Below are 20,036 nucleotides of genomic sequence, written 5' to 3'. Positions count from 1 at the left end.
CACCGGATGTCACGGAGCGTCGACGGGATAGAGATCGTCCACCCGTTCCTCGTCGAGAATCCAGCGGTCGACGTCGTCGAGAGGTTCGACCGTACGCACGGAGGTGACCGGAATATCGCGCGCCGGCACCTCGCGACGAACGTCCTCGACGGGTGCGGCCGGTACCGGGGTGGATGACACAGCAGACGCGGGCTCAGCCAGTTCCGGTCTCGGTTCGATCCCGGTCTGCAGCGGCACCACGTCGGCGGCCACGGTGTCGTCGTCTGCCTGCGTGAGGCTTCGGGCGTCGTCCGGGATCTCTGGATTGTTCGGCAGTTCGGCCGGTACTCGGACGAGGATGCCGAGTCCGTGGGTCGCGGCCAACAGACTGACCGGGGCGACCGTCGCAATGGCCGCCGACAGCGCCGGATGCAGTGTTCCGGCGTCGGAAATGAAGGCGTGCATGGCATTTGCGCCGATACTGACCAGAGCTGCCGTGATCAACACGCCCCAGAAGAAGCGTCGACCACTGCGTTGTTCCTCGAATTGGGCGAGTGCGATGACGGAGATCGTAGCCTGCAGGATGGTGCCGTCGACGATCACCGGCCACAGCCACGACAGTGATCGCGGGACGCCCGCCATCGTGGCGAGATCCCACAGTGCGGCGAAACTCAACACGAACGACGCGATTCCGATGACGGTGGTGATGACGACCGCACTGACGAGCGTCGCACGCAGGACCTTGTTCATGGGTCGTCATGAAACACGAGCCCACCGACAGGTTCGGCGACGAGCACGCTGGTGGCCCCGAATCCAGTGCGCAGATCACGTCCGGCACCGTGTGCTGCACTCCACCCCGATACTTCCGATCACGGCTCGGACGAGTGAACGCTCGATGATAACGAGGCAATCCGCTTCCAGACTGCGCCTCCGTCGCCCCACCTTTTCCACATTCGGACCATGTATCCAGCTGGAAGCAAAACCATTATGGCCACCAAGGAGCACAACGCCAGGGATGGACCCCTGCGACTGAGCGTGCGAGAGCGTCGAGCAACGCAATGGAGATACTGCCCTAGTGCGCGATCCGCCACCGATATTGTGAGATCAGTAGATCGGAGTACCGCGGAATCGGAAGTCATACAACATCGAGAAGCTGGTTGATCTCCGCGACGCGTTCATTCAGCGCATCACCCTCACTCCGCACACGAAGTACCACGGCAATCGTGTCTCTCAATGTCACTGAAACTGAGGGCTTTTGGTCCCTGAAATCGATCGAGACGGCAATTGGCAAGTTACGCCGCCCGAGAGCTAGCGATGTTCCCAACATTCGGTAAATGGCTATGTTGCCGGCGTTGATCCGGGCTGACGTCTCGCTTACACGCGTCACTTTCCCGTCCAGAGGCTCCAGCGCAGCAATGATGCGATCTATCGAGGTGCCTTGTGGTATCCGCGACCCGACCTTGATCGGGGCAGGAATTTGCGATGAATTGATCAGTGGTGCTGCCATCTCGCATCCTCTCGCTTGTACACCCCGCCGCCAACACATCGGCCGTTGCCATTGCCCACCACGCAACCGGTTTCGTGGAGTGGAAGAGCGAAGCCGCCGGCGACGGAAGCGGGCGTTTGCGGTTGCGGCTGAATAGGTTCAGCCGAGGCTCATTGCACTCCCGCCATGGCCAGTGCGGGAACGGCAACCCCGATGAATACTCCCCCGATAGCTCGTCTGACCTGCATGTTTACTCCTCGAGAAACATGAGTTGTTTCGTGCTTCTGGACGCTTCGAACATAAAACGGCATATACGTCCGAGACAAGGGTTTGAGCCAAAATAGTTCGCCAAGGTATCGAAGATTTGAAACCTGAAGCACACCCCATGCCGCTCAACTCCCGTTTCGGCTTCGACTCGAGCGGCGTTGTGCTCGACCTCATCGAGGACCGAGAATGAAAGGCTGATCGGCGGGAAAGAGTGGAAAGGTATCGCCAATGACTATGACCAGTGCCCCGTGGCGTCATCCCCAGCCCCAGCTGTCACGACTTCGCCTGGACGCAATTCCCGCGGAGATGCTGCATGCCTTGGCAACGGGACAGTCGATTCCCGCATCACACCACCGTGTTTCGCCCTATCTCGCCGGGGTCGAATGCCGCAGCCTGTGGCGGAGGAGAAGCGAGCAGATCATCGACATCCCCGGTGATGCATCGTGGATCACGCGGCTGATGGTCGACCCGAACGTCGCCATGCCAGTCGGCGTGGCCGGCTTCCACGGAGCTCCCGACGAGACGGGGATGGTGGAGATCGGGTACCGAGTCGATCCTGAGTTTCGTCGACGAGGCCATGCCCGACGTTCGGTAGAAACCCTTCTCGCCGTTGCACGGCAACACAAGAACGTGCGTACTGTTCGCGCCACCGTCAGCCCGAACAACACGCCCTCGCTGGCCCTCATCGAGAGCTTCGCGTTCATCGAAGTGGGTGAGCAATGGGATGACGAGGACGGCCTCGAGATCGTCTACGAAGTCTCCGCAGCACCGGCACAGCAGGATCAAGCGGTACGAACGGCTCCGCGGTAGAAGTCTGCGCGATCGTGTGCAGACATTCCGCCCCACACGCCGTACGGCTCGTTCGCTTCGAGTGCGTGCTGACGGCATTGCTCGAGCACCGGGCACCGGCCGCAGACCTGCTTGGCGGTCTTTTCCCGCGTGGCGCGGGCACGGCCTCGCTCCCCCTCGGGATGGAAGAACACGGACGAGTCGAGACCACGACACAGACCGTCGAGTTGCCAGTCCCAGACATCTGCATTGGGAACGGGAAGTTGGACCGGCCTGGCGGGTGCGCCTCGCACCATGAGCTGTCTCCTCACTGAAAAGTGAACAAGCTCACCTTCTCGCATTCGTCGTACTTTTACAAGTCCTTTCGGTCATTCGTAGTACTTAAAATCAAGCGCGCTTGCTTGGAATATGCACTTACCGGACACTCCGCCCCGGACCTCTGCGCTGTTTCGGCCCCCGGGTGTGGATCAATGTCCCATTGCCGCACTCTGACCGACTGAATCCCGCATTGATCCGAACCCGGGTGGGGAGCGAGAGGACCAAGGCAGGCAGCACTCAGTGGCTTTCGGACATTCCTGCGCGTTTTTCGAGTTCGACGAGGACGTGTTCGGCGATCTTGGTCGGCGGCGGGCCGATGTCGACGACGATGGCGTTCTCGTCGTCGCCGAGGGGTTCCAGTGTCGAGATCTGGGTGTCGAGCAGCGAGGACGGCATGAAGTGGTCCATCCGTGCATTCAGACGCCCGCTGATTCGGTCCTTGGTTCCGGCCAGATGCACGAAGATCACCGGTGCCCCGTCCCTGGCCCCTGCGCTCAGTACGTCCCGATACGACCGTTTGAGTGCCGAGCACGTCACGATTCCCGATCGTCCCGTGCTGGTGTGGTCGGTGATCCACTCGGCGATGATGTCGAGCCACGGCCATCGGTCCTCGTCGGTCAGGGGCTGACCCGACGCCATCTTCGCGACGTTGGCGTCCGGGTGCAGGTCGTCGCCCTCTTGGAGGTCCCATTTCAAGGCTCCGGCGAGGATGCCTGCCACGGTTGATTTGCCCGATCCGGATACCCCCATCACCACGAGAACCGGATGGTGCGCTCTGCCTGTCTTCTCTGCTGCCATGCCTCGATACTGCTCCATCCGGTGCATCGGGATCGGACAGACGCGAGAAACCGGGCAACCCGTGGGACGATCGATCGGACATGACCGAGACCAACGATTTTCGCCAACTCCACGATTCGGTGCTCGACGAGCTCGGGCGCGACATAGTGAGTGGCGCGATCCCGAGTGGCACCCGAATCTCGGCCGACGACGTCGCCGTGCGGTTCGCCGTATCGCGAACCGTGGTGCGCGAAGTCGTTCGTGTTCTCGAGTCGCTGGGCCTGCTCACCGTTCGGCGACGCGTCGGCATCACGGTGCTGGGTTCGCAGAACTGGAACTCCCTCGACCCGGTGGTCATCCGCTGGCAACTGGCCGGGCCTGCCCGCGCCGAGCAGCTGCTGCTGCTCAGCGAACTGCGGTCGGGTATCGAACCTTTGGCAGCCAAACTCGCTGCCCACCGAGCCACCCCCGAGCACTGCGGGGCGCTCACCGCTGCCGTCATCGGAATGTCGTCGACGTCGCGGTCCGCGGACTCGGAGGCCTACCTCGAACACGACTGCAACTTTCACCGCACACTGCTGGAGGCGTCGGGCAATCCCATGTTGCGGTCGATGTCGGACATCGTCGTCGAGGTACTCGCCGGACGCACCCGCCATGCCTTGATGTCGCGGCAAGCAGACCCCGAGGCCATTCGCTTGCACGGAGTGGTCGCGTCCTCCATCCAGTCCGGTGACGCCGACGCCGCCCAGCGAGCGATGTTGGCCATCGTCACCAAGTCCGCGAGGTCGATGTCGGCTGCTTCCGGTGTGACGCCGTCGCCCGGTCTGGTTCCCGACCAGCAGTGATGCACCGGGCGCACGAAGCCAGGTACGCCGAGACGAGGTTCATCGCCTAGATTCGACGCGTGACTGCTCTCGAATTGCCGCTCGAACTTCGCCGCGCACTCGTCGGAGTCGCTCGGACTCCGCGCTTGCTCGTCGCGTCCGATTACGACGGAACCATGGCTCCGATCGTCTCCGACCCGCAGAAGGCCTTTCCGCACCCCGAGTCCGTCAGCGCCATGCGCGGGCTCGCCTCCCTCGCCGGCACCAACGCTGCGGTCATCTCCGGCCGCGCTCTTCGCGATCTCGCGATCCTCTCGCGATTGCCGTCCGAGGTGCAGCTCGTGGGCAGCCACGGCAGCGAGTTCGACGCCGGGTTCGTCAACGCCATCGACGACGACGCCAAGAAGCTCCTCACCGTCATCACCGGCGAGCTCCAAGCCATCGCCGACGCCCATCCGGGCGTGAGTATCGAAACCAAGCCGGCCAGCGTCGCACTGCACGTGCGCAACGCCGAGCCCGCCGCGGGCGAGGAAGCCCTGGCCGCCGTGCGTTCCGGTGCTGCCGCACGCGACGGCGTCCAGGTGACCGAAGGCAAGTCCGTCATCGAGCTGGCCGTCATCATCACCGACAAGGGCGTCGCCCTCGATATCCTCAGACATCAGGAAGCCTCCACTGCCGCAGTCTTTTTCGGCGACGACGTCACCGACGAGAAGGCATTCGGCCACCTGCACGGACCCGACATCGGGGTCAAGATCGGACCGGGCGATACTCTCGCCGAATTCCGTATCGACAGCACCGAGCACGTGGCACTGGCACTGGCGTTCCTGCTCGAGGAGCGTCGGCAATGGCTTTCCGGAGCGGACGCCCCACGCATCGAACGACTGACGATGTTGGCCAGCCCCAACGCCGTCGCGCTGCTCACTCCCGATGCCGACGTCACCTGGCTCTGTCACCCCGAGCCCGATTCGGCAGCGGTGTTCGCGCACCTGCTCGGCGGCGATCAGGCCGGACACTTCAGCATCGGACCCGTCCGCGCATCGCTTCCGTTGAGCCAGCAGTACGTGGACGGCACGATGACCGTGCAGACCAAGTGGGCCAGCCTGCAGGTCACCGACTACCTGCCGCACGACATCGGCCAGGGCCAGACCGCGCTGACCCGCGTCATCACCGGTAAGGCACCGGCCATCGTCACGTTCGCGCCGCGTCCGGAGTTCGGAAAGGCTTGGGCGTCACTGGAACCCGACGTCGACGGACTGCGCATCCTCGGCACCGCGGACCCGATGGTCCTGCGCAGCCCCGGTGTCACCTGGAACATCGTCTCCGACGGATCCCAGCAATCGGCCCACGCCGAGGTCGACCCGTCGAACGGGCCGATCGTTCTCGAATTACGGCTCGGCACAGACGATCTGAGCGAGCACCCGTGGCCCGAGGTCGAACGGCGTCGAGCATCGGAGTCGTACTGGAAGGACTGGGCCGACGGCCTGAATCTGCCGCCGCTCAAGCGCGACCTGATGAAGCGATCGGCCCTGACGCTGCGCGGCCTCGTGCACGCCGAGTCCGGTTCGATCATGGCCGCCGCCACCACGTCACTGCCCGAAGACATTGGTGGAGTGCGCAACTGGGATTACCGATACTGCTGGCTGCGCGACGCAGCATTGACCGCGACCGCACTGGTCGACGTCGGATCGACAGCCGAGGCCGAGAACTACCTGTCGTGGATCCACGGGGTACTCGAATCGGTGTCGGGACCCGAACGCCTGCACCCGCTCTACACCATCTGGGGCCTGGGCCTGCCACCCGAGGCCGTCATCGACGAGCTGCCCGGCTACGCGGGTTCACGTCCGGTCCGCGTGGGAAACGCTGCCAACCAACAGGTTCAGCTCGACGTCTTCGGGCCCATCGTCGAATTGGTGTCCGCCCTCGCACACGCCCGCAAGGCCGCGGGGTCCGAGAACGGCCTCTCCGACGACGACTGGGACCTCGTCCGCGCGATGGTCGAAGCCGTCGAGCGACGCTGGTTCGAACCCGATCACGGCATCTGGGAGATCCGAGACAATCCCCGCCACCATGTCTACTCGAAGGTGATGGGCTGGACGACGGTGGACCGCGCCATCGGTCTGGCCGAAACCTTCGGCCGCACAGCCGAATCGAGCTGGTCCGAGCTTCGTGACACCATCCGAGAAGAAGTGCTCGCCAACGGTTGGAACGACGAAGTGCAGTCCTTCACCGCCGCATACGACGGCACCGACCTCGACGCCGCGACGCTGTACATCGGCCTGTCCGGACTGATCGAGCCGTCGGACCCGCGTTTCGCAGCCACCGTTACCGCAACCGAAGCCGAACTGCGCAGCGGATCGACGGTCTACCGCTACCGCCACGACGACGGTCTTCCCGGCGGCGAGGGCGGATTCCACCTCTGCGCAGCGTGGCTCGTCGAGGCATACCTGCTGGTGGGCCAACGCGCCGAGGCCGAGGCTCTGTTCGCTCAACTCGTCAGCGCCGCCGGACCGACCGGACTGCTCAGTGAGGAATACGACCCGATTGCCGAACGATCGCTAGGCAACCACCCCCAGGCCTACAGTCACCTTGGTCTGCTGCGCTGCGCGAGATTGCTCAGCGCTCAGCCTGCATGACCCCCCGCCCCGCCTCGCGCACCCGGTTCACTCCTCCCCAGTTGGGATCAATGCGCCTTTGTTGCAGTCAGACTGACTGAAATCCACATTCATCCCGAACGGGGTTCCAACCGACACTGAATGAATGTGGCTTTGTTGCACTCTGAGTGACTGAAACCCACATTGATCCCAAAAGGGGCGCAGATCTGGGGCGCAAATCTGGGGCGCAAATCTGGAGTGAGCGCGCGAGGACAGCTCAGGCGATTGCGGGCGGTTGAGCCGGCGGCGGTGCTGCGGTGCGGCCGCGGAAGAGTTCGGTCGGGAGGGTTTCGGCGGCGACGATGCCCGAGTGCGAGGACGAGAGCACCAGTTTGCCTGCGCGGCGGCCTTTTTCCTCGGCGTCCTGGCGCACGGTGGTCAGGTTCTCGCGAATGGCGTCGGAGATGCCGTCGAATCCGGTGACCGAGAGTTGGCTCGGCACATCGATTCCCGAGACTCTGGCGAAGTTGAGTGCACCGAGGGCGATGACGTCGGTGGTGCAGAGCAGTGCGGTGGTCTCGCGGTTGGCCTGTAGTGCCTGGGCTGCGGCGGAGTGGCCGGAGCGCACGGTGTGGTCGAATCGTTCGACGACGGTGAGGGTGTCGGGGTCGAGTCCGGCGTCGATCATCGCGGCCTGGACTCCGGCGATGCGTTCACGTTGGACGTGGAAGTGACTGTCGGCCAGCCGCCCCGGGGGTACGACGCCATCGCGGCGGTCGCGTCCGAGCCGCATGCACAGCACTGCAAGATGTTCGTGTCCCAGCGAGATCAGATGTGCGGCGAGCATTTTCATGGCGACGCGGTCGTCGATTGCGACGAGGGCGGCCTCGGGGATGTTGCGGGGTTGGTCGCACACGACGATCGGTAGGTGTCGTTCGCGCACTGCGGCCAGGTAGGGGTCGTCGTCGGCGACGGAGTAGACGACGAACCCGTCGACTCCTGCTTGTTGGACGACGGCTGCGGCTTGGACGTCGTCGCGTTCGGCTCCGGCGGGGATGAGCAGCAGCCCTTGTCCTGCGGCCTCGCAGGATTCGGCGAGACCGGCGAGGAAGCTCATGGCGGCGGGGTCGCGGAACGAGTAGCTGAGGGCTTCGGTGAGCAGTAGTCCGATGGCTCCGGCTTTGCGGGTGCGCAGCGATCGCGCGACCGGGTCCGGGCCTGCGTAACCGCGTCGCTTGGCTGCCTGGAGAACGCGTTCGCGCAGTTCGGGCGAGAGTTGATCGGGTCGGTTGTAGGCGTTCGAGACGGTGGTTCGCGATACCTTCAGCTCGGCTGCGATCGACGCCAACGTCGCTTGACGTCGGGGCTCGCTTGACCTGGCCATAACCGGGACGTTAGTCCCACACCACGCTGCAGTGAAAATCGAGGTTGGGCTCGTCCGATTCGATACCGAGCCCGCCCGAGAGCTAGAGTACAACGGTAACGGTTTCCATTAGCGTCAAGCCCTGCCTTCAGGAGTACATCGATGTCGTCCTTCCACCGCCCGTCTCGGGTCAAGAGCTCGGCCCTCATCGGCCTGACCTGCGCTGCCGCGCTGGCACTGACCGCGTGCAGCTCGAACGAGCCGACGAGCACCGAGTCCGCTCCGGCCAACCCCGTCGACGGTCCGATCACGATCGTCGCGTCCACGAACGTGTGGGGCAGCGTTGCCGAGGCCGTTGCGGGCGACCTGGCCACCGTGAAGTCGATCATCGCCGACCCGTCGGCAGATCCACACTCGTACGAGGCGAGCCCCGGTGACGCTGCCGCGGTTGCCGAGGCGTCCTTGGTGGTCTACAACGGCGGTGGCTACGACCAGTTCATCGAGGACATCCTCGGCTCCGAGGGCAAGGACGTGCCGTCCGTCGATGCCTTCACGTTGCTCGACGCGGACCACGATCACGACTCCGAGACGACGTCCGAGGCAGCAACAGAGTCCGCAACCGAGCCCGCGACCGAAGACGGCCACTCGCACGGTGAGGTCAACGAACACGTCTGGTACAACGCCGAGGTCGCAGCGCACACCGCCGAGGAGATCGCCGACAAGCTCGGTCAGCTCGACCCGGACAACGCCGCGCAGTACACCGCCAACGCCGAAACGTTCCATGAGCAGATCCACGCCATCACCGACGTGACGGACCGGATCGCCGCCGAGTTCCCGAACGCACCGGTGGCACAGACCGAACCGATCGCGCACTACCTCCTCGAGGAGTCCGATCTCGACGACCGCACTCCCGAGGACTTCAAGGACGCCATCGAGGAGGGCAACGACCCGTCGCCCGCATCGATCGCCTCGACACGGGATCTGTTCACGTCCAAGTCCGTCCGCGCGCTGGTCTACAACACTCAGACCGAAGACGCTGTCACACAGGACATTCGCACCACCAGCGAGGCTGCGGGCATCCCCGTCGTCGAGGTCACCGAAACTCTGCCCGCCGGGATGACGTTCATCGAGTGGCAGACCAAGGCCGCGACGGACCTGCAGGCCGCGCTCAGCACCAACCCGTGAGCCGATCCGCCTCCCGAACGGTGGGCAGCTGATGGAAAGCTGTAACGCATGCCTGCTGTAGAACTGCGCGATGCCGGACTGGCCTTCGGCGACCGCACACTCTGGCAGAACCTGGATCTGTCCGTCGCGGCGGGCGAGTTCGTCGCCGTCCTCGGCCCCAACGGGTCGGGTAAGACGTCGTTGCTCAAGGTGCTGCTCGGTCAGAACCACCTCACGTCCGGCACCGCTTCGATCGGCGGCAGTCCCGTTCGCCGCGGCCAGTCGGGCGTGGGGTACGTCCCCCAGCAACGCAACATCGACGACGATCTGCCGCTACGCGGACGCGATCTCGTCGGTCTGGGCTGGGACGGCCACAAATGGGGCATGGGACTGCGCGGCATGCGGCAGCGCAAGGAGACGGTGCAGCGCGCCATCGATCAGGTCGACGCCAATTCCTTCGCCGGCGCACCGGTCGGCTCGATGTCCGGTGGTGAACAGCAGCGACTGCGGATCGCCCAGGCACTCGTCGGCGATCCGTCGGTACTGCTGTGCGACGAGCCCCTGCTCAGCCTCGACCTCGCCAACCAATCGTTGGTCTCCGGCCTCATCGATCGCCGACGGCGGGAGCACGACACAGCCGTGCTGTTCGTGACGCACGAGATCAACCCGATCCTTCCGCTCGTCGACCGCGTCGTCTACATCGTCGACGGCCGGTTCCGGATCGGGACTCCCGAGGACGTCATGACCACCGAGGTGTTGTCCGAGCTGTACGGCACCGAGGTCGAGGTGCTGAAGGTTCGCGGCCGGCTCGTCGTCGTCGGAACCGGCGACTCGATCGATGCGCTCGGCTCGGCCGGCGCCCACCACCCACCCGTACCGCACGACGGAGAAGACAAGGCATGAACGAGAAGGTTCTCGACGCATTCTCGAAAATGCTCGACTTCGACACCACAGCGAATCTGCTGAGCTACGACTTCGTTCAGCAGGCGTTGATCGCCGCTGCCATTCTCGGCTTGCTCGCCGGCGCGCTCGGACCGCTCATCGTCAGTAGGCAGTGGGCCTTCGCGGTGCACGGATCGAGTGAACTCTCCCTCACCGGTGCGTCCGCAGCACTGCTCGTCGGTATCACCGTCGGACTCGGGGCCATCGTCGGATCCGTCGTCGCCGCGGTGATGTTCGCCCTCCTCGGCAACAAGGCCCGCGACCGCGACTCGGTCATCGGCGTCATCATGTCGTTCGGCCTCGGCCTGTCGGTGCTGTTCATCTGGCTGTACCCGGGCCGAACAGGCACCAGCTTCTCGTTGCTCATCGGCCAGATCGTCGGCGTCGGGCAGAGCGGAATCCAGCTGCTGCTGGTGTGCGCCGTCCTCGTGCTGATCGTCCTCACCGTCGTGTACCGGCCGCTGCTGTTCGCCAGCACCGACCCCGAGGTGGCCCTGGCCCGCGGCGTCCCCGTTCGCGCACTCTCGGTCGTGTTCGCCGTACTCGTCGGTGTTGCCTGCGCACTTGGCGTGCAGATCGTCGGCGCGCTGCTGGTGCTCTCGCTGCTCATCACGCCTGCCGCGGCCGCCGCGCGGGTCACGGCCAGCCCGCTGAAGGCGACGCTGCTGTCCATCCTCTTCGCCGAGATCGCCGCTGTCGGTGGCATCTTGCTCTCGCTCGCTCCGGGGCTCCCGGTCTCGACTTTCGTCACGACCATCTCGTTCGTCATCTACCTCCTCTGCCGCGGCATCGGGGCAACCCGCAAGGCCAATTCCGGACGGCTCGTCGCCGCCTAGACTGTCCAAGGTGACGGCCATCGATCTCAACGCCGATCTCGGCGAAAGCTACGGTGCGTGGACTCTGGGCGACGACGACGCGATGCTCGCAGTGGTGTCCAGTGCCAACGTCGCGTGCGGCTTTCACGCCGGTGATCCGACCACTCTGCTGGGCACGTGTCGCTCGGCTGCGAACGCAGGCGTGCGGATCGGGGCTCAGGTCGGCTATCAGGACCTCGCCGGATTCGGTCGACGCTTTCTCGACGTCGCCCCCGCAGACCTCACCGCCGACGTGATCTACCAGATCGGTGCCCTCGACGGCCTTGCCCGAGTGGCCGGTTCGGCCGTCACGTACGTCAAACCGCACGGTGCGCTGTACAACGCGATCGTGCATCACCGCGAGCAAGCGAAAGCCGTCGCCGAGGCAGTAGCCGCGTACGACCCGCACCTGCCGGTACTCGGACTGCCCGGTTCGGCATTCCTCGACGAAGCCGAACGCGTCGGGTTACGCACGGTCGCAGAGGCTTTCGCCGATCGCGCCTACACCCCACAGGGAACTCTGGTCTCGCGCTCGGAACCGGGAGCCGTGCTCAGCGCCCCGGAGGCGGTCGCCAAGCGGGTACTGACGATGATCACCGACGGTACGGTCGAGGCGGTGGACGGCACAACGGTCGAAGTCCGCGCCGAATCGATCTGCTTGCACGGCGACTCCCCCGGCGCAGTGGCGATGGCGAATGCCGTGCGGGATCTGTTGCGCGTCAACGCTGTCGATATCACACCCTTCGTCTGATGCGCCTCCTACCCGCAGGCGAGAACGCGCTGCTGATCGAGTTCGCCGACCTGCCCGAGACCATGTCGTACCACCGGTCCATGGTCCGCGAACGGCCGGACGCGGTCGTCGATCTGGTTCCTGCCGCCCGCACCGTGCTGGTGATCTTCGACGGGGCATCGGCACCGATACTCGAGTGGGTCGCGGCGCTGGAACCCGCTGTCGACGACCCCACTCCCGCATCCGAGGCGGTCACGATTCCCGTCACCTACGACGGCGCTGATCTCGACGACGTCGCCCGCCTGACGGGCCTGTCCACCGCCGAAGTGGTTGCAGCGCATACGGAACAGACCTGGACGGTCGCGTTCGGAGGCTTCGCGCCCGGCTTCGGCTACCTCGTCGGCACCGACACCCGACTGCACGTGCCGCGGCGTGATTCACCGCGCACCAGCGTCCCGGCAGGCGCAGTGGGTCTGGCCGGCGAGTTCTCCGGCATCTACCCGCGATCCTCACCCGGGGGATGGCAGTTGATCGGCCGCAGCGACGTGACGCTGTGGGACAGCGAGCGCACTCCACCTGCACTGCTCACACCCGGCACCACCGTCCGATTCGAGTCGACATGAAGACCCTGACCGTCCTGCAGACGGGACCGCTGTGCACCGTCCAGGATCGTGGACGACGTGGCCACGCGGCGGTGGGCGTCGGACGATCCGGTGCAGCGGATCTCCGTTCACACGATGCGGCAAACCGTCTGGTGGGCAACGACTCCGGAGCCGCCACCCTGGAAGTCACGTTCGGTGGCCTGCAGGTCCGAGCCGAGTTCGACGCCGTCATGGCCGTCACCGGGGCGCACGTGATCTGCCGCGTGGACGGCACCGTGCAGGGACTGCATTCGACGCTCGTGGTCCGAGCCGGGCAGGAGTTGACTCTGTCGCCGCCCACATCAGGTCTGCGCAGCTACCTCGCCGTCCGAGGAGGCGTCGACGTCCCTCCGGTTCTCGGCAGCAGATCGACGGACACGATGTCGGGCCTCGGGCCCGATCGACTCTCCCCCGGGACGGTGCTCCCGGTCGGCGACGCCACAGACCAGTGGCCTGCAACGGATTTCGTAGTACCGAACCCGCTCGAGCAGACACTGCACATCACGTTCGGCCCGCGCGAGGACTGGTTCACCGAGCATGCCCGATCGGTTCTGGTGCAGCAGCCATGGACGGTCACGCAGGATTCGGATCGCGTCGGCATCAGGCTCGACGGCGCGGAGCCCTTGACCCGCGCGGTCGACGACGAATTGCCCAGCGAGGGAATGGTTCTCGGGGCACTGCAGGTACCGCCATCGGGACAGCCGGTGTTGTTTCTCGCCGACCATCCCGTCACGGGCGGCTATCCGGTGATCGCCGTCGTCACCACGAACGATATGTCCACCGCTGCGCAATTGACCCCGGGAACGCGGATCCAGTTCCGCGCTGCCGGTTGATCAGGCCCCGCGCAACCTCAGCCTCGACGCTGACGCGCGATGTCGGCCAGCACGACGCCGGCCGCGACGGAGGCGTTGAGCGACTCGACCGGCCCGGCCATCGGAATCGACAGGATGTGGTCGCAGGTCTCGCTGACCAGACGGGAGAGGCCCTTGCCCTCGGAACCGACGACGATGACGACCGGTCCCTTACCGTCGAAGGTGTCGAGGTCGGTGTCGCCGCCTGCGTCGAGGCCGACGACGGTGACGCCCTTGGACTGCCAATCCTTCAGTGTACGAGTCAGATTGACCGCCCGCGCGATGGGCAGTCGGGCTGCGGCACCGGCGCTGGTGCGCCATGCCACCGCGGACACGCTGGCGCTGCGACGCTGCGGAATCACGACGCCGTGGCCACCGAACGCGGCCACCGAACGCACGACGGCACCGAGGTTACGCGGGTCGGTGATGTTGTCGAGCGCCACCAGCAGTGCGGGTTCCTGGTGCGTGCGCGCGTTCGAGATCAGATCGTCGGGGTGCGCGTAGCGGTACGGCGGCACCTGCAGGGCCAGGCCCTGGTGCAGTCCGTTGGCGCTGAGCTTGTCCAGATCGGAGCGGGGAACTTCGAGGATGGAGATCCGTGCGTCGCCTGCGCGCTGCACGGCTTCCTTGAGTCGATCGTCGCTGTCGGTGCCGACGGCAACCCACAGGGCGGTGGCGGGCACGCCTGCACGCAGGCACTCGACGACCGGGTTGCGCCCGAGTACCACCTCGGGACCGTCTTCGGCCTTACGTCCGGCCGGGCGTCCACCCGCGCGTCCTCCGGTGGTAGCGCCGCGGTTCTGCGCGGACTTCTCGGCGAGCTTGGCCCGACGCGCTGCGGGATGCTTGGTGCGCTCGGAGGCGGGGGGCGTCGCGCCGCGGCCCTCGAGGCCCTTACGACGCTTGCCTCCGGATCCGGCGACCTGTCCCTTCTTGGTGCCGTCCTTGCGGATTGCGCCGCGCCTACTCGAATTGCCTGCCATCACAAACCTGCTTCGTCGGTCTTGCTCGTACCCAGCGACCATTCGGGCCCGTTGGGTGTATCTGTCACATCGACTCCGGCCTGCGCCAGTCGATCGCGTATCTCGTCGGCGACGGCCCAGTCCTTGGTCGCCTTCGCCGTTGCCCGACGCTCCAGCTCGGCCTCGACGAGAACGCCGAGTGCACCGAGAGCTGCTGCGTCCGAACCACTGTCGCTCGACCAGTGCGGATCGAGGGGGTCGACACCGAGGATGTCGAGCATCGCCCGCACGCTGCCCGCATGCTCCACGGCTGCCGGTAGATCACCGGACTCGAGGGCGGTGTTGCCGAGGGTGACGGTGGCGTGAATCTCGGCCAACGCTTTGGGCACTCCGAGATCGTCGTCGAGAGCCGCGGCAAACCCGGCGGTCCACTTGCCCATCGGCACGTCACCGGCGCGTTCGACGGCTCGCCGGACGAATCCTTCGATGCCCCGGTACGTCACCGCCGCGGTCTCGAGCGCAGTGTCGGAGTATTCCAGCATCGAGCGATAGTGCGCGCCACCGAGGTAGAACCGAAGTTCTTGCGGCCGAACCTTTTTGAGCACGTTGGGTACCGAGAGGACGTTGCCGAGAGACTTGGACATCTTCTCGCCGCCCATCGTCACCCAGCCGTTGTGCAGCCAGTAGCGCGAGAAGCCGTCGCCGGCCGCCATGGATTGAGCCCGCTCGTTCTCGTGATGCGGGAACACCAGATCGAGTCCGCCACAATGGATGTCGAAGTCCGCGCCGAGGTACGTCTCCGCCATCGCCGAGCACTCGAGATGCCAGCCGGGACGGCCTGGGCCCCACGGCGTCGGCCACGAGGGCTCGCCGGGCTTGGCACCCTTCCACAGCGTGAAGTCGCGAGGATCGCGCTTGCCCTCGGCAACGCTCTCACCCTGGTGGACGTCGTCGAGCTTGTGACCGGACAACGCGCCGTAACTCGGGAAACTCTGCACGTCGAAGTACACGTCTCCGCACGAATCGGCGTACGCGTGCCCACGCTCGATCAGCCGCTCGATCATCTGGACCATCTGAGTGATGTGGCCCGTCGCACGCGGTTCGGCGGACGGCGGCAGCACACCGAGTCGGTCGTAGGCCCAGGTGAACGAACGCTCGTACGTTGCCGCCCACTCCCACCACGGACGACCGGCGTCGCGCGCCTTGTTCAGGATCTTGTCGTCGATGTCCGTCACGTTGCGAACGAAAGCGACGTCGTAGTCGTGTGCCAACAGCCAGCGGCGCAGGACGTCGAACGCCACTCCGCTGCGTACGTGGCCGATGTGAGGCTCACCCTGCACCGTTGCCCCACACAGGTACACCGATACATGGCCAGGGACCAAGGGGGTGAATTCCCGCAGGGCCCTCGTCTCGGTGTCGTGTAGGTGAAGGGTCACGACCAGCAATGCTACCGGTGGTTTTACCTCGTCATGACAAGTGCGGTCGCGACGGCCGCGATTCCTTCGCCGCGACCGGTCAGCCCGAGCCCATCGGTGGTGGTCGCGGACACCGACACCGGGGCGCCGAGCACACCCGACAGAACGTCCTGCGCCTCGACGCGGCGCGGTCCGATCTTGGGCCGATTACCGATGATCTGCACCGCAGCGTTGCCGACCGCAAACCCGTCGGCGTCGAGCAACCGTCGTACCTCGGTCAGCATCGCGGCTCCACTGACCCCGTCCCACTCCGGACGCCCGGTGCCGAAGACCGACCCCAGATCGCCCAGGCCCGCAGCGGACAGCAGGGCGTCACACAGCGCATGCGCGGCGACGTCGCCGTCGGAGTGGCCCTCGAGCCCGTCCGCGTCCTCGAAGAGCAGTCCGGCCAGCCAGCAGGGTCGGCCGGGAGCGATGGGGTGGACGTCGGTGCCGATGCCGACTCTCATAGGAGCGCCTCTGCCAGTAGTAGGTCGTGCGGAGTGGTGATCTTGAATGCGAGCGCGTCGCCGACGATGGTGTGCACCGTCTCGCCGATGCGCTCGACCAGTCCCGCATCGTCGGTGGAGATGTCGGTAGCGGCGGCATAGGCGCGACGCAGGACGTCGGCGTCGAAGCCCTGCGGGGTCTGGACCGCACGCAGACTCGCGCGATCGGGCGTGCCGACCACAGCGCCCATGAGGTCGACTTCCTTGACGGTGTCGACGACAGGCAGCACCGGGATGACCGCTGGGCGTCCGGCTCGGACCTCGGCGACGACGCGGGCGATCAACGCGGGCGGGGTGAGAGCGCGAGCGGCGTCGTGGACGAGCACGACGGAAGCGTCTCCGACGACGGCGAGACCGGCGCGCACCGAATCGGTGCGTTCGCGGCCGCCTGCCACGACGATGACGTCGTCGCCGACGAGCCCGCGGGCCGCGTCGAGCAGATCGACGGGCACGATGACGACGATGCGGTCGACGGCACCCGAGGCACGCAGTCCGTCCACGGATCGCGTGAGAAGAGAGTCGGCACCCAGACAGACGAAAGCCTTCGGCTCGTCGTGTCCGAGCCGAAGGCCTTTACCTGCTGCGGGTACCAGGGCGACAACGTCGCCGGCGGTACCGTTCACGCTACGAAGCTGCTCATTCTGCGAAGCTGCTCACTCTACGAAGCGGTGGCGAGAACTTCGTCGAGCATGGTGTCGGCCTTGGCCTGGTCGGTTCCCTCGGCCAGTGCCAACTCGCCGACGAGGATCTGACGCGCCTTGGCGAGCATCCGCTTCTCGCCTGCCGACAATCCACGATCCTGTTCGCGACGCCAGAGATCACGAACGACCTCTGCCACCTTGTTCACGTCACCGGAAGCCAGCTTCTCCAAGTTGGCCTTGTAGCGACGCGACCAGTTGGTGGGCTCTTCGGTGTGCGGTGCGCGCAGCACCTGAAAGACTTTGTCGAGGCCTTCTTGCCCGACGACATCGCGAACGCCGACGTACTCGGCATTGTCCGCGGGGACTCGAACGGTGAGGTCGCCTTGCGCGACCTTGAGAACCAAGTACTCTCTCGGTTCACCCTTGATGGTGCGTGTCTCTATCGCTTCGATCAGCGCCGCTCCGTGATGGGGGTAAACGACGGTGTCTCCGACCTTGAAAATCATGTGACAAGTGCCCCTTTCGATTTATCCAGAATACCACGCCCAATATCAACGGCGCAGGTCAGGGGCACAGTGCTGCCGAATCAGGGGTTGACACAGACCGTTCGACGTGTATCCGATGCCACATTTCGGCCGCGGTCGTAACACCCCCGTTCCGTGCGGAAGGCTGCCCTACCTGGCGCATCGTGAGCAGTGGCGGACCCCACGAGCGGTCGGTGGACGAGAACTACTACTCTGCCTAGTGGACGAGATGGACCGAGCCGGCCCGGCACCACATGGAGGACGACCGAAGTGACTGCAATCGACACTGCGACACCGCTTGGCCGCCATCGCAGAACGGCCGCCGCCCTCGCGCTTCTCGCTGGTGGCACCCTCGTACTCACCGCCTGCGGCGCAGGTCAGATCTCGCAGACGGCCACTCAGGTCGCGGCGGTCAACGGCAATTCCGTCGACGTCGGAGACATTCAGCTTCGCAACGTGCACGTCGTGTACCCCTCCTCCGAGGAGTACAGCATCGAGCCCGGCGGCACCGTCGAGCTCGGGTTCACGGCCATCAACGCCAACCCCGCCGTGGCGGACGAGCTGACCGGGATCTCCTCTCCCGAGGCTCAGGTCACCATCGTCGACGAGGCAGAACCGGGCAGCACCGAGATCGCTCCGCTGACCGCGCTCGGTGCCGGATCACCCGCCGACACGCAGCTGGACGATCCTCTGCTTCCGATCCAGCTCATCAAGGTCGAGATGGCCGACATCAGCGAGAACGTGCGCCCGGGCCTGACGCTGCCGGTCACCTTCGAGTTCGCGAATGCGGGCGATGTTGTCGTCAACGTCCCCGTCGACGCCGGTCACGAACTCGAGCGCTCCGAAGAGGCAGTCTCCGAGCACAGCGGCGGGCACTGACCCCTCCGTACGAGGTCACCGGACCTGTCGGTGCCGATCGTTAGGCTTCCGACGTGGTCAAACTGAAGTCGAGCTACCGCTGCTCCGCGTGTCATCATTCGGTCTCCAAGTGGGTCGGTCGGTGTCCCGAATGCGGCGACTGGGGCTCGATGGACGAGGTCCAGGCCACCGCGGCACCACTCACGTCGCGCGCAGGTGCATCGGCGCTGCGCTCGGGCGGCGGCGCCATGATCCCGACGACGCCCGCAGCTGCACTGACGACCATCAGCAGCGCAACCTCGCAGGCGAACACCACCGGCATCGAGGAGTTCGATCGTGTCCTCGGCGGCGGTCTGGTCCCCGGTTCGGTCGTTCTGCTGGCCGGTGAGCCGGGCGTCGGCAAGTCGACGCTGCTGCTCGAGGTGGTGCATCGGTGGGCGCGTTCGGCTCCCGACCGCCGCGCGCTCTACGTCACCGGTGAGGAATCGGCAGGGCAGGTTCGGCTGCGAGCCGACCGTACCGGCGCGGTGCACGAGCGCGTCTTTCTCGCCGCCGAGTCCGATCTGGCAACCGTGTTCGGACACGTCGAACAGGTCAAGCCCAGCCTGTTGATCGTCGATTCGGTGCAGACGATGCTCGCCGCCGACGTCGACGGCGTCATCGGCGGTGTCACTCAGGTCCGCGCCATCACCAGTGCGTTGACCACGCTGGCCAAGACCACCGGAGTCGCCGTTCTGCTCGTGGGGCACGTGACGAAGGAAGGCGCGGTGGCAGGCCCACGCTCGCTCGAACACCTCGTCGACGTGGTCCTCAACTTCGAGGGCGACAAGCACTCCACGCTGCGCATGATTCGCGGCGTCAAGAACCGGTTCGGTGCCTCGGACGAGGTGGGCTGCTTCGAATTGCGGGAGACCGGAATCGTCGGCATCAGTGACCCGTCCGGGCTGTTCCTGCATCACCGCAACGACGCCGTCCCCGGGACCGCCGTCACCGTCACGATGGACGGCAAGCGGCCGCTGCTGGCCGAGTTGCAGGCACTGATCGTCGACACCGCGATGCCGTCACCGCGACGCGCGGTCAGCGGACTCGATCACGCCCGTGTCGCGATGATTCTGGCCGTCCTGGAACGCCGGTGCGGGGTGAAGGTGTCCAAGGCCGAGGTCTATGCCGCGACGGTCGGCGGGATGCGCACGAGTGAGCCGTCCGCAGATTTGGCTCTGGCGGCTGCGGTGGCGTCGGCGGTGCGTGATCAACCGTTGCCCGCAGGAATGGTGATTCTGGGGGAAGTGGGGCTCGCCGGCGAGGTACGACGCGTTGCCGGGCTCGGGCGCCGCCTCGCCGAGGCAGCCAGACTGGGGTTCAACTACGCCATCGTCCCCGAGGACGCGGGCCCCATCCCGCCCGGCATCAAGGTCAAAACCGTCACCAACGTCGGTGAGGCCCTGACGTACACGCGTATGCGGCCGGTATGACACCGGGCGGTACCCTTTACGGCGCTGCCCGTGTGCAACG

Annotated in this window: 21 protein-coding genes; 11 read left to right on the top strand and 10 right to left on the bottom strand. The window is 65.7% G+C overall.

Annotated features, from left to right (window positions below; genetic code table 11):
* Positions 1–9: 9 nt before the first annotated feature.
* Both ASH04_RS02200 and ASH04_RS26390 read right to left on the bottom strand, forming a co-directional pair.
* The gene (locus ASH04_RS02200) at positions 10–729 is read right to left on the bottom strand and encodes a DUF2637 domain-containing protein (RefSeq protein ID WP_057472639.1); all 720 of its coding nucleotides are present in this window, start codon (positions 727–729) and stop codon (positions 10–12) included.
* A 385-nt stretch (positions 730–1,114) separates the two neighbouring features.
* Positions 1,115–1,486, bottom strand: coding sequence for a hypothetical protein (locus ASH04_RS26390; RefSeq protein ID WP_156394448.1), 372 nt, complete (start codon positions 1,484–1,486; stop codon positions 1,115–1,117).
* Between the two features lie 474 nt (positions 1,487–1,960).
* Here ASH04_RS26390 and ASH04_RS02195 point away from each other — a divergent pair, with 474 nt between their 5' ends.
* Entirely contained in the window at positions 1,961–2,542 is a 582-nt protein-coding gene (locus tag ASH04_RS02195) for a GNAT family N-acetyltransferase (RefSeq protein WP_057472638.1), read from the top strand.
* Here ASH04_RS02195 and ASH04_RS02190 read toward each other — a convergent pair.
* Together ASH04_RS02190 and ASH04_RS02185 are read right to left on the bottom strand one after the other, a co-directional pair.
* A complete protein-coding gene (locus ASH04_RS02190; protein ID WP_032364923.1) occupies positions 2,515–2,817 on the bottom strand; it encodes a WhiB family transcriptional regulator in 303 nt (100 codons plus the stop codon). The two genes, ASH04_RS02195 and ASH04_RS02190, sit on opposite strands and share 28 nt — an antisense overlap.
* A gap of 259 nt (positions 2,818–3,076) precedes the next feature.
* Positions 3,077–3,637: a gluconokinase gene (locus ASH04_RS02185; protein WP_032364969.1), complete on the bottom strand. Its 561-nt coding sequence runs from the start codon at positions 3,635–3,637 to the stop codon at positions 3,077–3,079.
* Between the two features lie 80 nt (positions 3,638–3,717).
* Between ASH04_RS02185 and ASH04_RS02180 the strand changes: the two genes are divergently transcribed.
* On the top strand, positions 3,718–4,461 hold the full coding sequence (locus ASH04_RS02180) for a FadR/GntR family transcriptional regulator (protein ID WP_027494331.1): 744 nt from the start codon (positions 3,718–3,720) through the stop codon (positions 4,459–4,461).
* A gap of 59 nt (positions 4,462–4,520) precedes the next feature.
* On the top strand, positions 4,521–7,073 hold the full coding sequence (otsB, locus tag ASH04_RS02175) for a trehalose-phosphatase (protein WP_057472637.1): 2,553 nt from the start codon (positions 4,521–4,523) through the stop codon (positions 7,071–7,073).
* A 235-nt stretch (positions 7,074–7,308) separates the two neighbouring features.
* On the opposite strand, the gene ASH04_RS02170 is transcribed toward otsB, so the two are convergent.
* Positions 7,309–8,415 carry a LacI family DNA-binding transcriptional regulator gene (locus ASH04_RS02170; protein WP_032364921.1) on the bottom strand — a complete coding sequence of 369 codons (1,107 nt, stop codon included), beginning with the start codon at positions 8,413–8,415 and terminating at the stop codon, positions 7,309–7,311.
* 141 nt (positions 8,416–8,556) lie between these two features.
* Between ASH04_RS02170 and ASH04_RS02165 the strand changes: the two genes are divergently transcribed.
* Genes ASH04_RS02165 through ASH04_RS02140 form a run of 6 tightly spaced genes read left to right on the top strand, consistent with a single transcriptional unit; the run spans position 8,557 to position 13,558 of the window.
* Positions 8,557–9,579, top strand: coding sequence for a metal ABC transporter solute-binding protein, Zn/Mn family (locus ASH04_RS02165; RefSeq protein ID WP_032386084.1), 1,023 nt, complete (start codon positions 8,557–8,559; stop codon positions 9,577–9,579).
* A 48-nt stretch (positions 9,580–9,627) separates the two neighbouring features.
* The gene (locus ASH04_RS02160; RefSeq protein WP_027494335.1) at positions 9,628–10,461 is read left to right on the top strand and encodes a metal ABC transporter ATP-binding protein; all 834 of its coding nucleotides are present in this window, start codon (positions 9,628–9,630) and stop codon (positions 10,459–10,461) included.
* Positions 10,458–11,336 (top strand): metal ABC transporter permease, encoded by an 879-nt coding sequence (locus ASH04_RS02155; protein ID WP_027494336.1) that lies wholly within the window; start codon positions 10,458–10,460, stop codon positions 11,334–11,336. Before ASH04_RS02160 ends, ASH04_RS02155 begins: the two co-directional genes overlap by 4 nt.
* A 10-nt stretch (positions 11,337–11,346) precedes the next feature.
* Positions 11,347–12,105 carry a LamB/YcsF family protein gene (locus tag ASH04_RS02150; protein WP_057472636.1) on the top strand — a complete coding sequence of 253 codons (759 nt, stop codon included), beginning with the start codon at positions 11,347–11,349 and terminating at the stop codon, positions 12,103–12,105.
* A complete protein-coding gene (pxpB, locus tag ASH04_RS02145; protein ID WP_057472635.1) occupies positions 12,105–12,707 on the top strand; it encodes a 5-oxoprolinase subunit PxpB in 603 nt (200 codons plus the stop codon). Before ASH04_RS02150 ends, pxpB begins: the two co-directional genes overlap by 1 nt.
* Complete coding sequence (locus ASH04_RS02140; RefSeq protein ID WP_057472634.1) at positions 12,704–13,558, top strand: biotin-dependent carboxyltransferase family protein; 855 nt, start codon at positions 12,704–12,706, stop codon at positions 13,556–13,558. The genes pxpB and ASH04_RS02140 overlap by 4 nt, the downstream gene beginning before the upstream one ends.
* A gap of 17 nt (positions 13,559–13,575) precedes the next feature.
* Here ASH04_RS02140 and rlmB read toward each other — a convergent pair whose 3' ends face one another.
* The 5 genes from rlmB to ASH04_RS02115 are packed head-to-tail and all read right to left on the bottom strand — an operon-like array spanning position 13,576 to position 17,648.
* Entirely contained in the window at positions 13,576–14,559 is a 984-nt protein-coding gene (rlmB, locus tag ASH04_RS02135) for a 23S rRNA (guanosine(2251)-2'-O)-methyltransferase RlmB (protein ID WP_027494340.1), read from the bottom strand.
* The gene (gene cysS / locus ASH04_RS02130; RefSeq protein ID WP_027494341.1) at positions 14,559–15,974 is read right to left on the bottom strand and encodes a cysteine--tRNA ligase; all 1,416 of its coding nucleotides are present in this window, start codon (positions 15,972–15,974) and stop codon (positions 14,559–14,561) included. The genes rlmB and cysS overlap by 1 nt, the downstream gene beginning before the upstream one ends.
* 23 nt (positions 15,975–15,997) lie before the next feature.
* Positions 15,998–16,462: a 2-C-methyl-D-erythritol 2,4-cyclodiphosphate synthase gene (gene ispF / locus ASH04_RS02125; RefSeq protein ID WP_027494342.1), complete on the bottom strand. Its 465-nt coding sequence runs from the start codon at positions 16,460–16,462 to the stop codon at positions 15,998–16,000.
* A complete protein-coding gene (ispD, locus tag ASH04_RS02120; protein WP_057472633.1) occupies positions 16,459–17,124 on the bottom strand; it encodes a 2-C-methyl-D-erythritol 4-phosphate cytidylyltransferase in 666 nt (221 codons plus the stop codon). Before ispD ends, ispF begins: the two co-directional genes overlap by 4 nt.
* 35 nt (positions 17,125–17,159) lie before the next feature.
* Positions 17,160–17,648, bottom strand: a complete 489-nt coding sequence (locus ASH04_RS02115) for a CarD family transcriptional regulator (protein ID WP_027494344.1) — start codon at positions 17,646–17,648, stop codon at positions 17,160–17,162.
* A 288-nt stretch (positions 17,649–17,936) separates the two neighbouring features.
* Here ASH04_RS02115 and ASH04_RS02110 point away from each other — a divergent pair, with 288 nt between their 5' ends.
* Positions 17,937–18,545, top strand: coding sequence for a hypothetical protein (locus ASH04_RS02110; protein ID WP_032373655.1), 609 nt, complete (start codon positions 17,937–17,939; stop codon positions 18,543–18,545).
* A 53-nt stretch (positions 18,546–18,598) separates the two neighbouring features.
* Positions 18,599–19,996, top strand: a complete 1,398-nt coding sequence (gene radA, locus ASH04_RS02105; RefSeq protein WP_057472632.1) for a DNA repair protein RadA — start codon at positions 18,599–18,601, stop codon at positions 19,994–19,996.
* Positions 19,997–20,036 lie beyond the last annotated feature (40 nt).

Origin of the sequence: Rhodococcus sp. Leaf233 (assembly GCF_001426165.1) — a bacterium.
GTDB classification, from domain to species: domain Bacteria; phylum Actinomycetota; class Actinomycetes; order Mycobacteriales; family Mycobacteriaceae; genus Rhodococcoides; species Rhodococcoides fascians.
This window is presented reverse-complemented; position numbering and strand designations above follow the sequence as displayed.

Bases quoted from the DNA above. Each gene is read 5' to 3' on its own strand.
- ASH04_RS02200 (WP_057472639.1), bottom strand. From the start codon at position 729: ATGAACAAGGTCCTGCGTGCGACGCTCGTCAGTGCGGTCGTCATCACC.
- ASH04_RS26390 (WP_156394448.1), bottom strand. From the start codon at position 1,486: ATGGCAGCACCACTGATCAATTCATCGCAAATTCCTGCCCCGATCAAG.
- ASH04_RS02195 (WP_057472638.1), top strand. From the start codon at position 1,961: ATGACTATGACCAGTGCCCCGTGGCGTCATCCCCAGCCCCAGCTGTCA.
- ASH04_RS02190 (WP_032364923.1), bottom strand. From the start codon at position 2,817: ATGGTGCGAGGCGCACCCGCCAGGCCGGTCCAACTTCCCGTTCCCAAT.
- ASH04_RS02185 (WP_032364969.1), bottom strand. From the start codon at position 3,637: ATGGCAGCAGAGAAGACAGGCAGAGCGCACCATCCGGTTCTCGTGGTG.
- ASH04_RS02180 (WP_027494331.1), top strand. From the start codon at position 3,718: ATGACCGAGACCAACGATTTTCGCCAACTCCACGATTCGGTGCTCGAC.
- ASH04_RS02170 (WP_032364921.1), bottom strand. From the start codon at position 8,415: ATGGCCAGGTCAAGCGAGCCCCGACGTCAAGCGACGTTGGCGTCGATC.
- ASH04_RS02165 (WP_032386084.1), top strand. From the start codon at position 8,557: ATGTCGTCCTTCCACCGCCCGTCTCGGGTCAAGAGCTCGGCCCTCATC.
- ASH04_RS02160 (WP_027494335.1), top strand. From the start codon at position 9,628: ATGCCTGCTGTAGAACTGCGCGATGCCGGACTGGCCTTCGGCGACCGC.
- ASH04_RS02155 (WP_027494336.1), top strand. From the start codon at position 10,458: ATGAACGAGAAGGTTCTCGACGCATTCTCGAAAATGCTCGACTTCGAC.
- pxpB (WP_057472635.1), top strand. From the start codon at position 12,105: ATGCGCCTCCTACCCGCAGGCGAGAACGCGCTGCTGATCGAGTTCGCC.
- ASH04_RS02140 (WP_057472634.1), top strand. From the start codon at position 12,704: ATGAAGACCCTGACCGTCCTGCAGACGGGACCGCTGTGCACCGTCCAG.
- rlmB (WP_027494340.1), bottom strand. From the start codon at position 14,559: ATGGCAGGCAATTCGAGTAGGCGCGGCGCAATCCGCAAGGACGGCACC.
- ispF (WP_027494342.1), bottom strand. From the start codon at position 16,462: ATGAGAGTCGGCATCGGCACCGACGTCCACCCCATCGCTCCCGGCCGA.
- ASH04_RS02115 (WP_027494344.1), bottom strand. From the start codon at position 17,648: ATGATTTTCAAGGTCGGAGACACCGTCGTTTACCCCCATCACGGAGCG.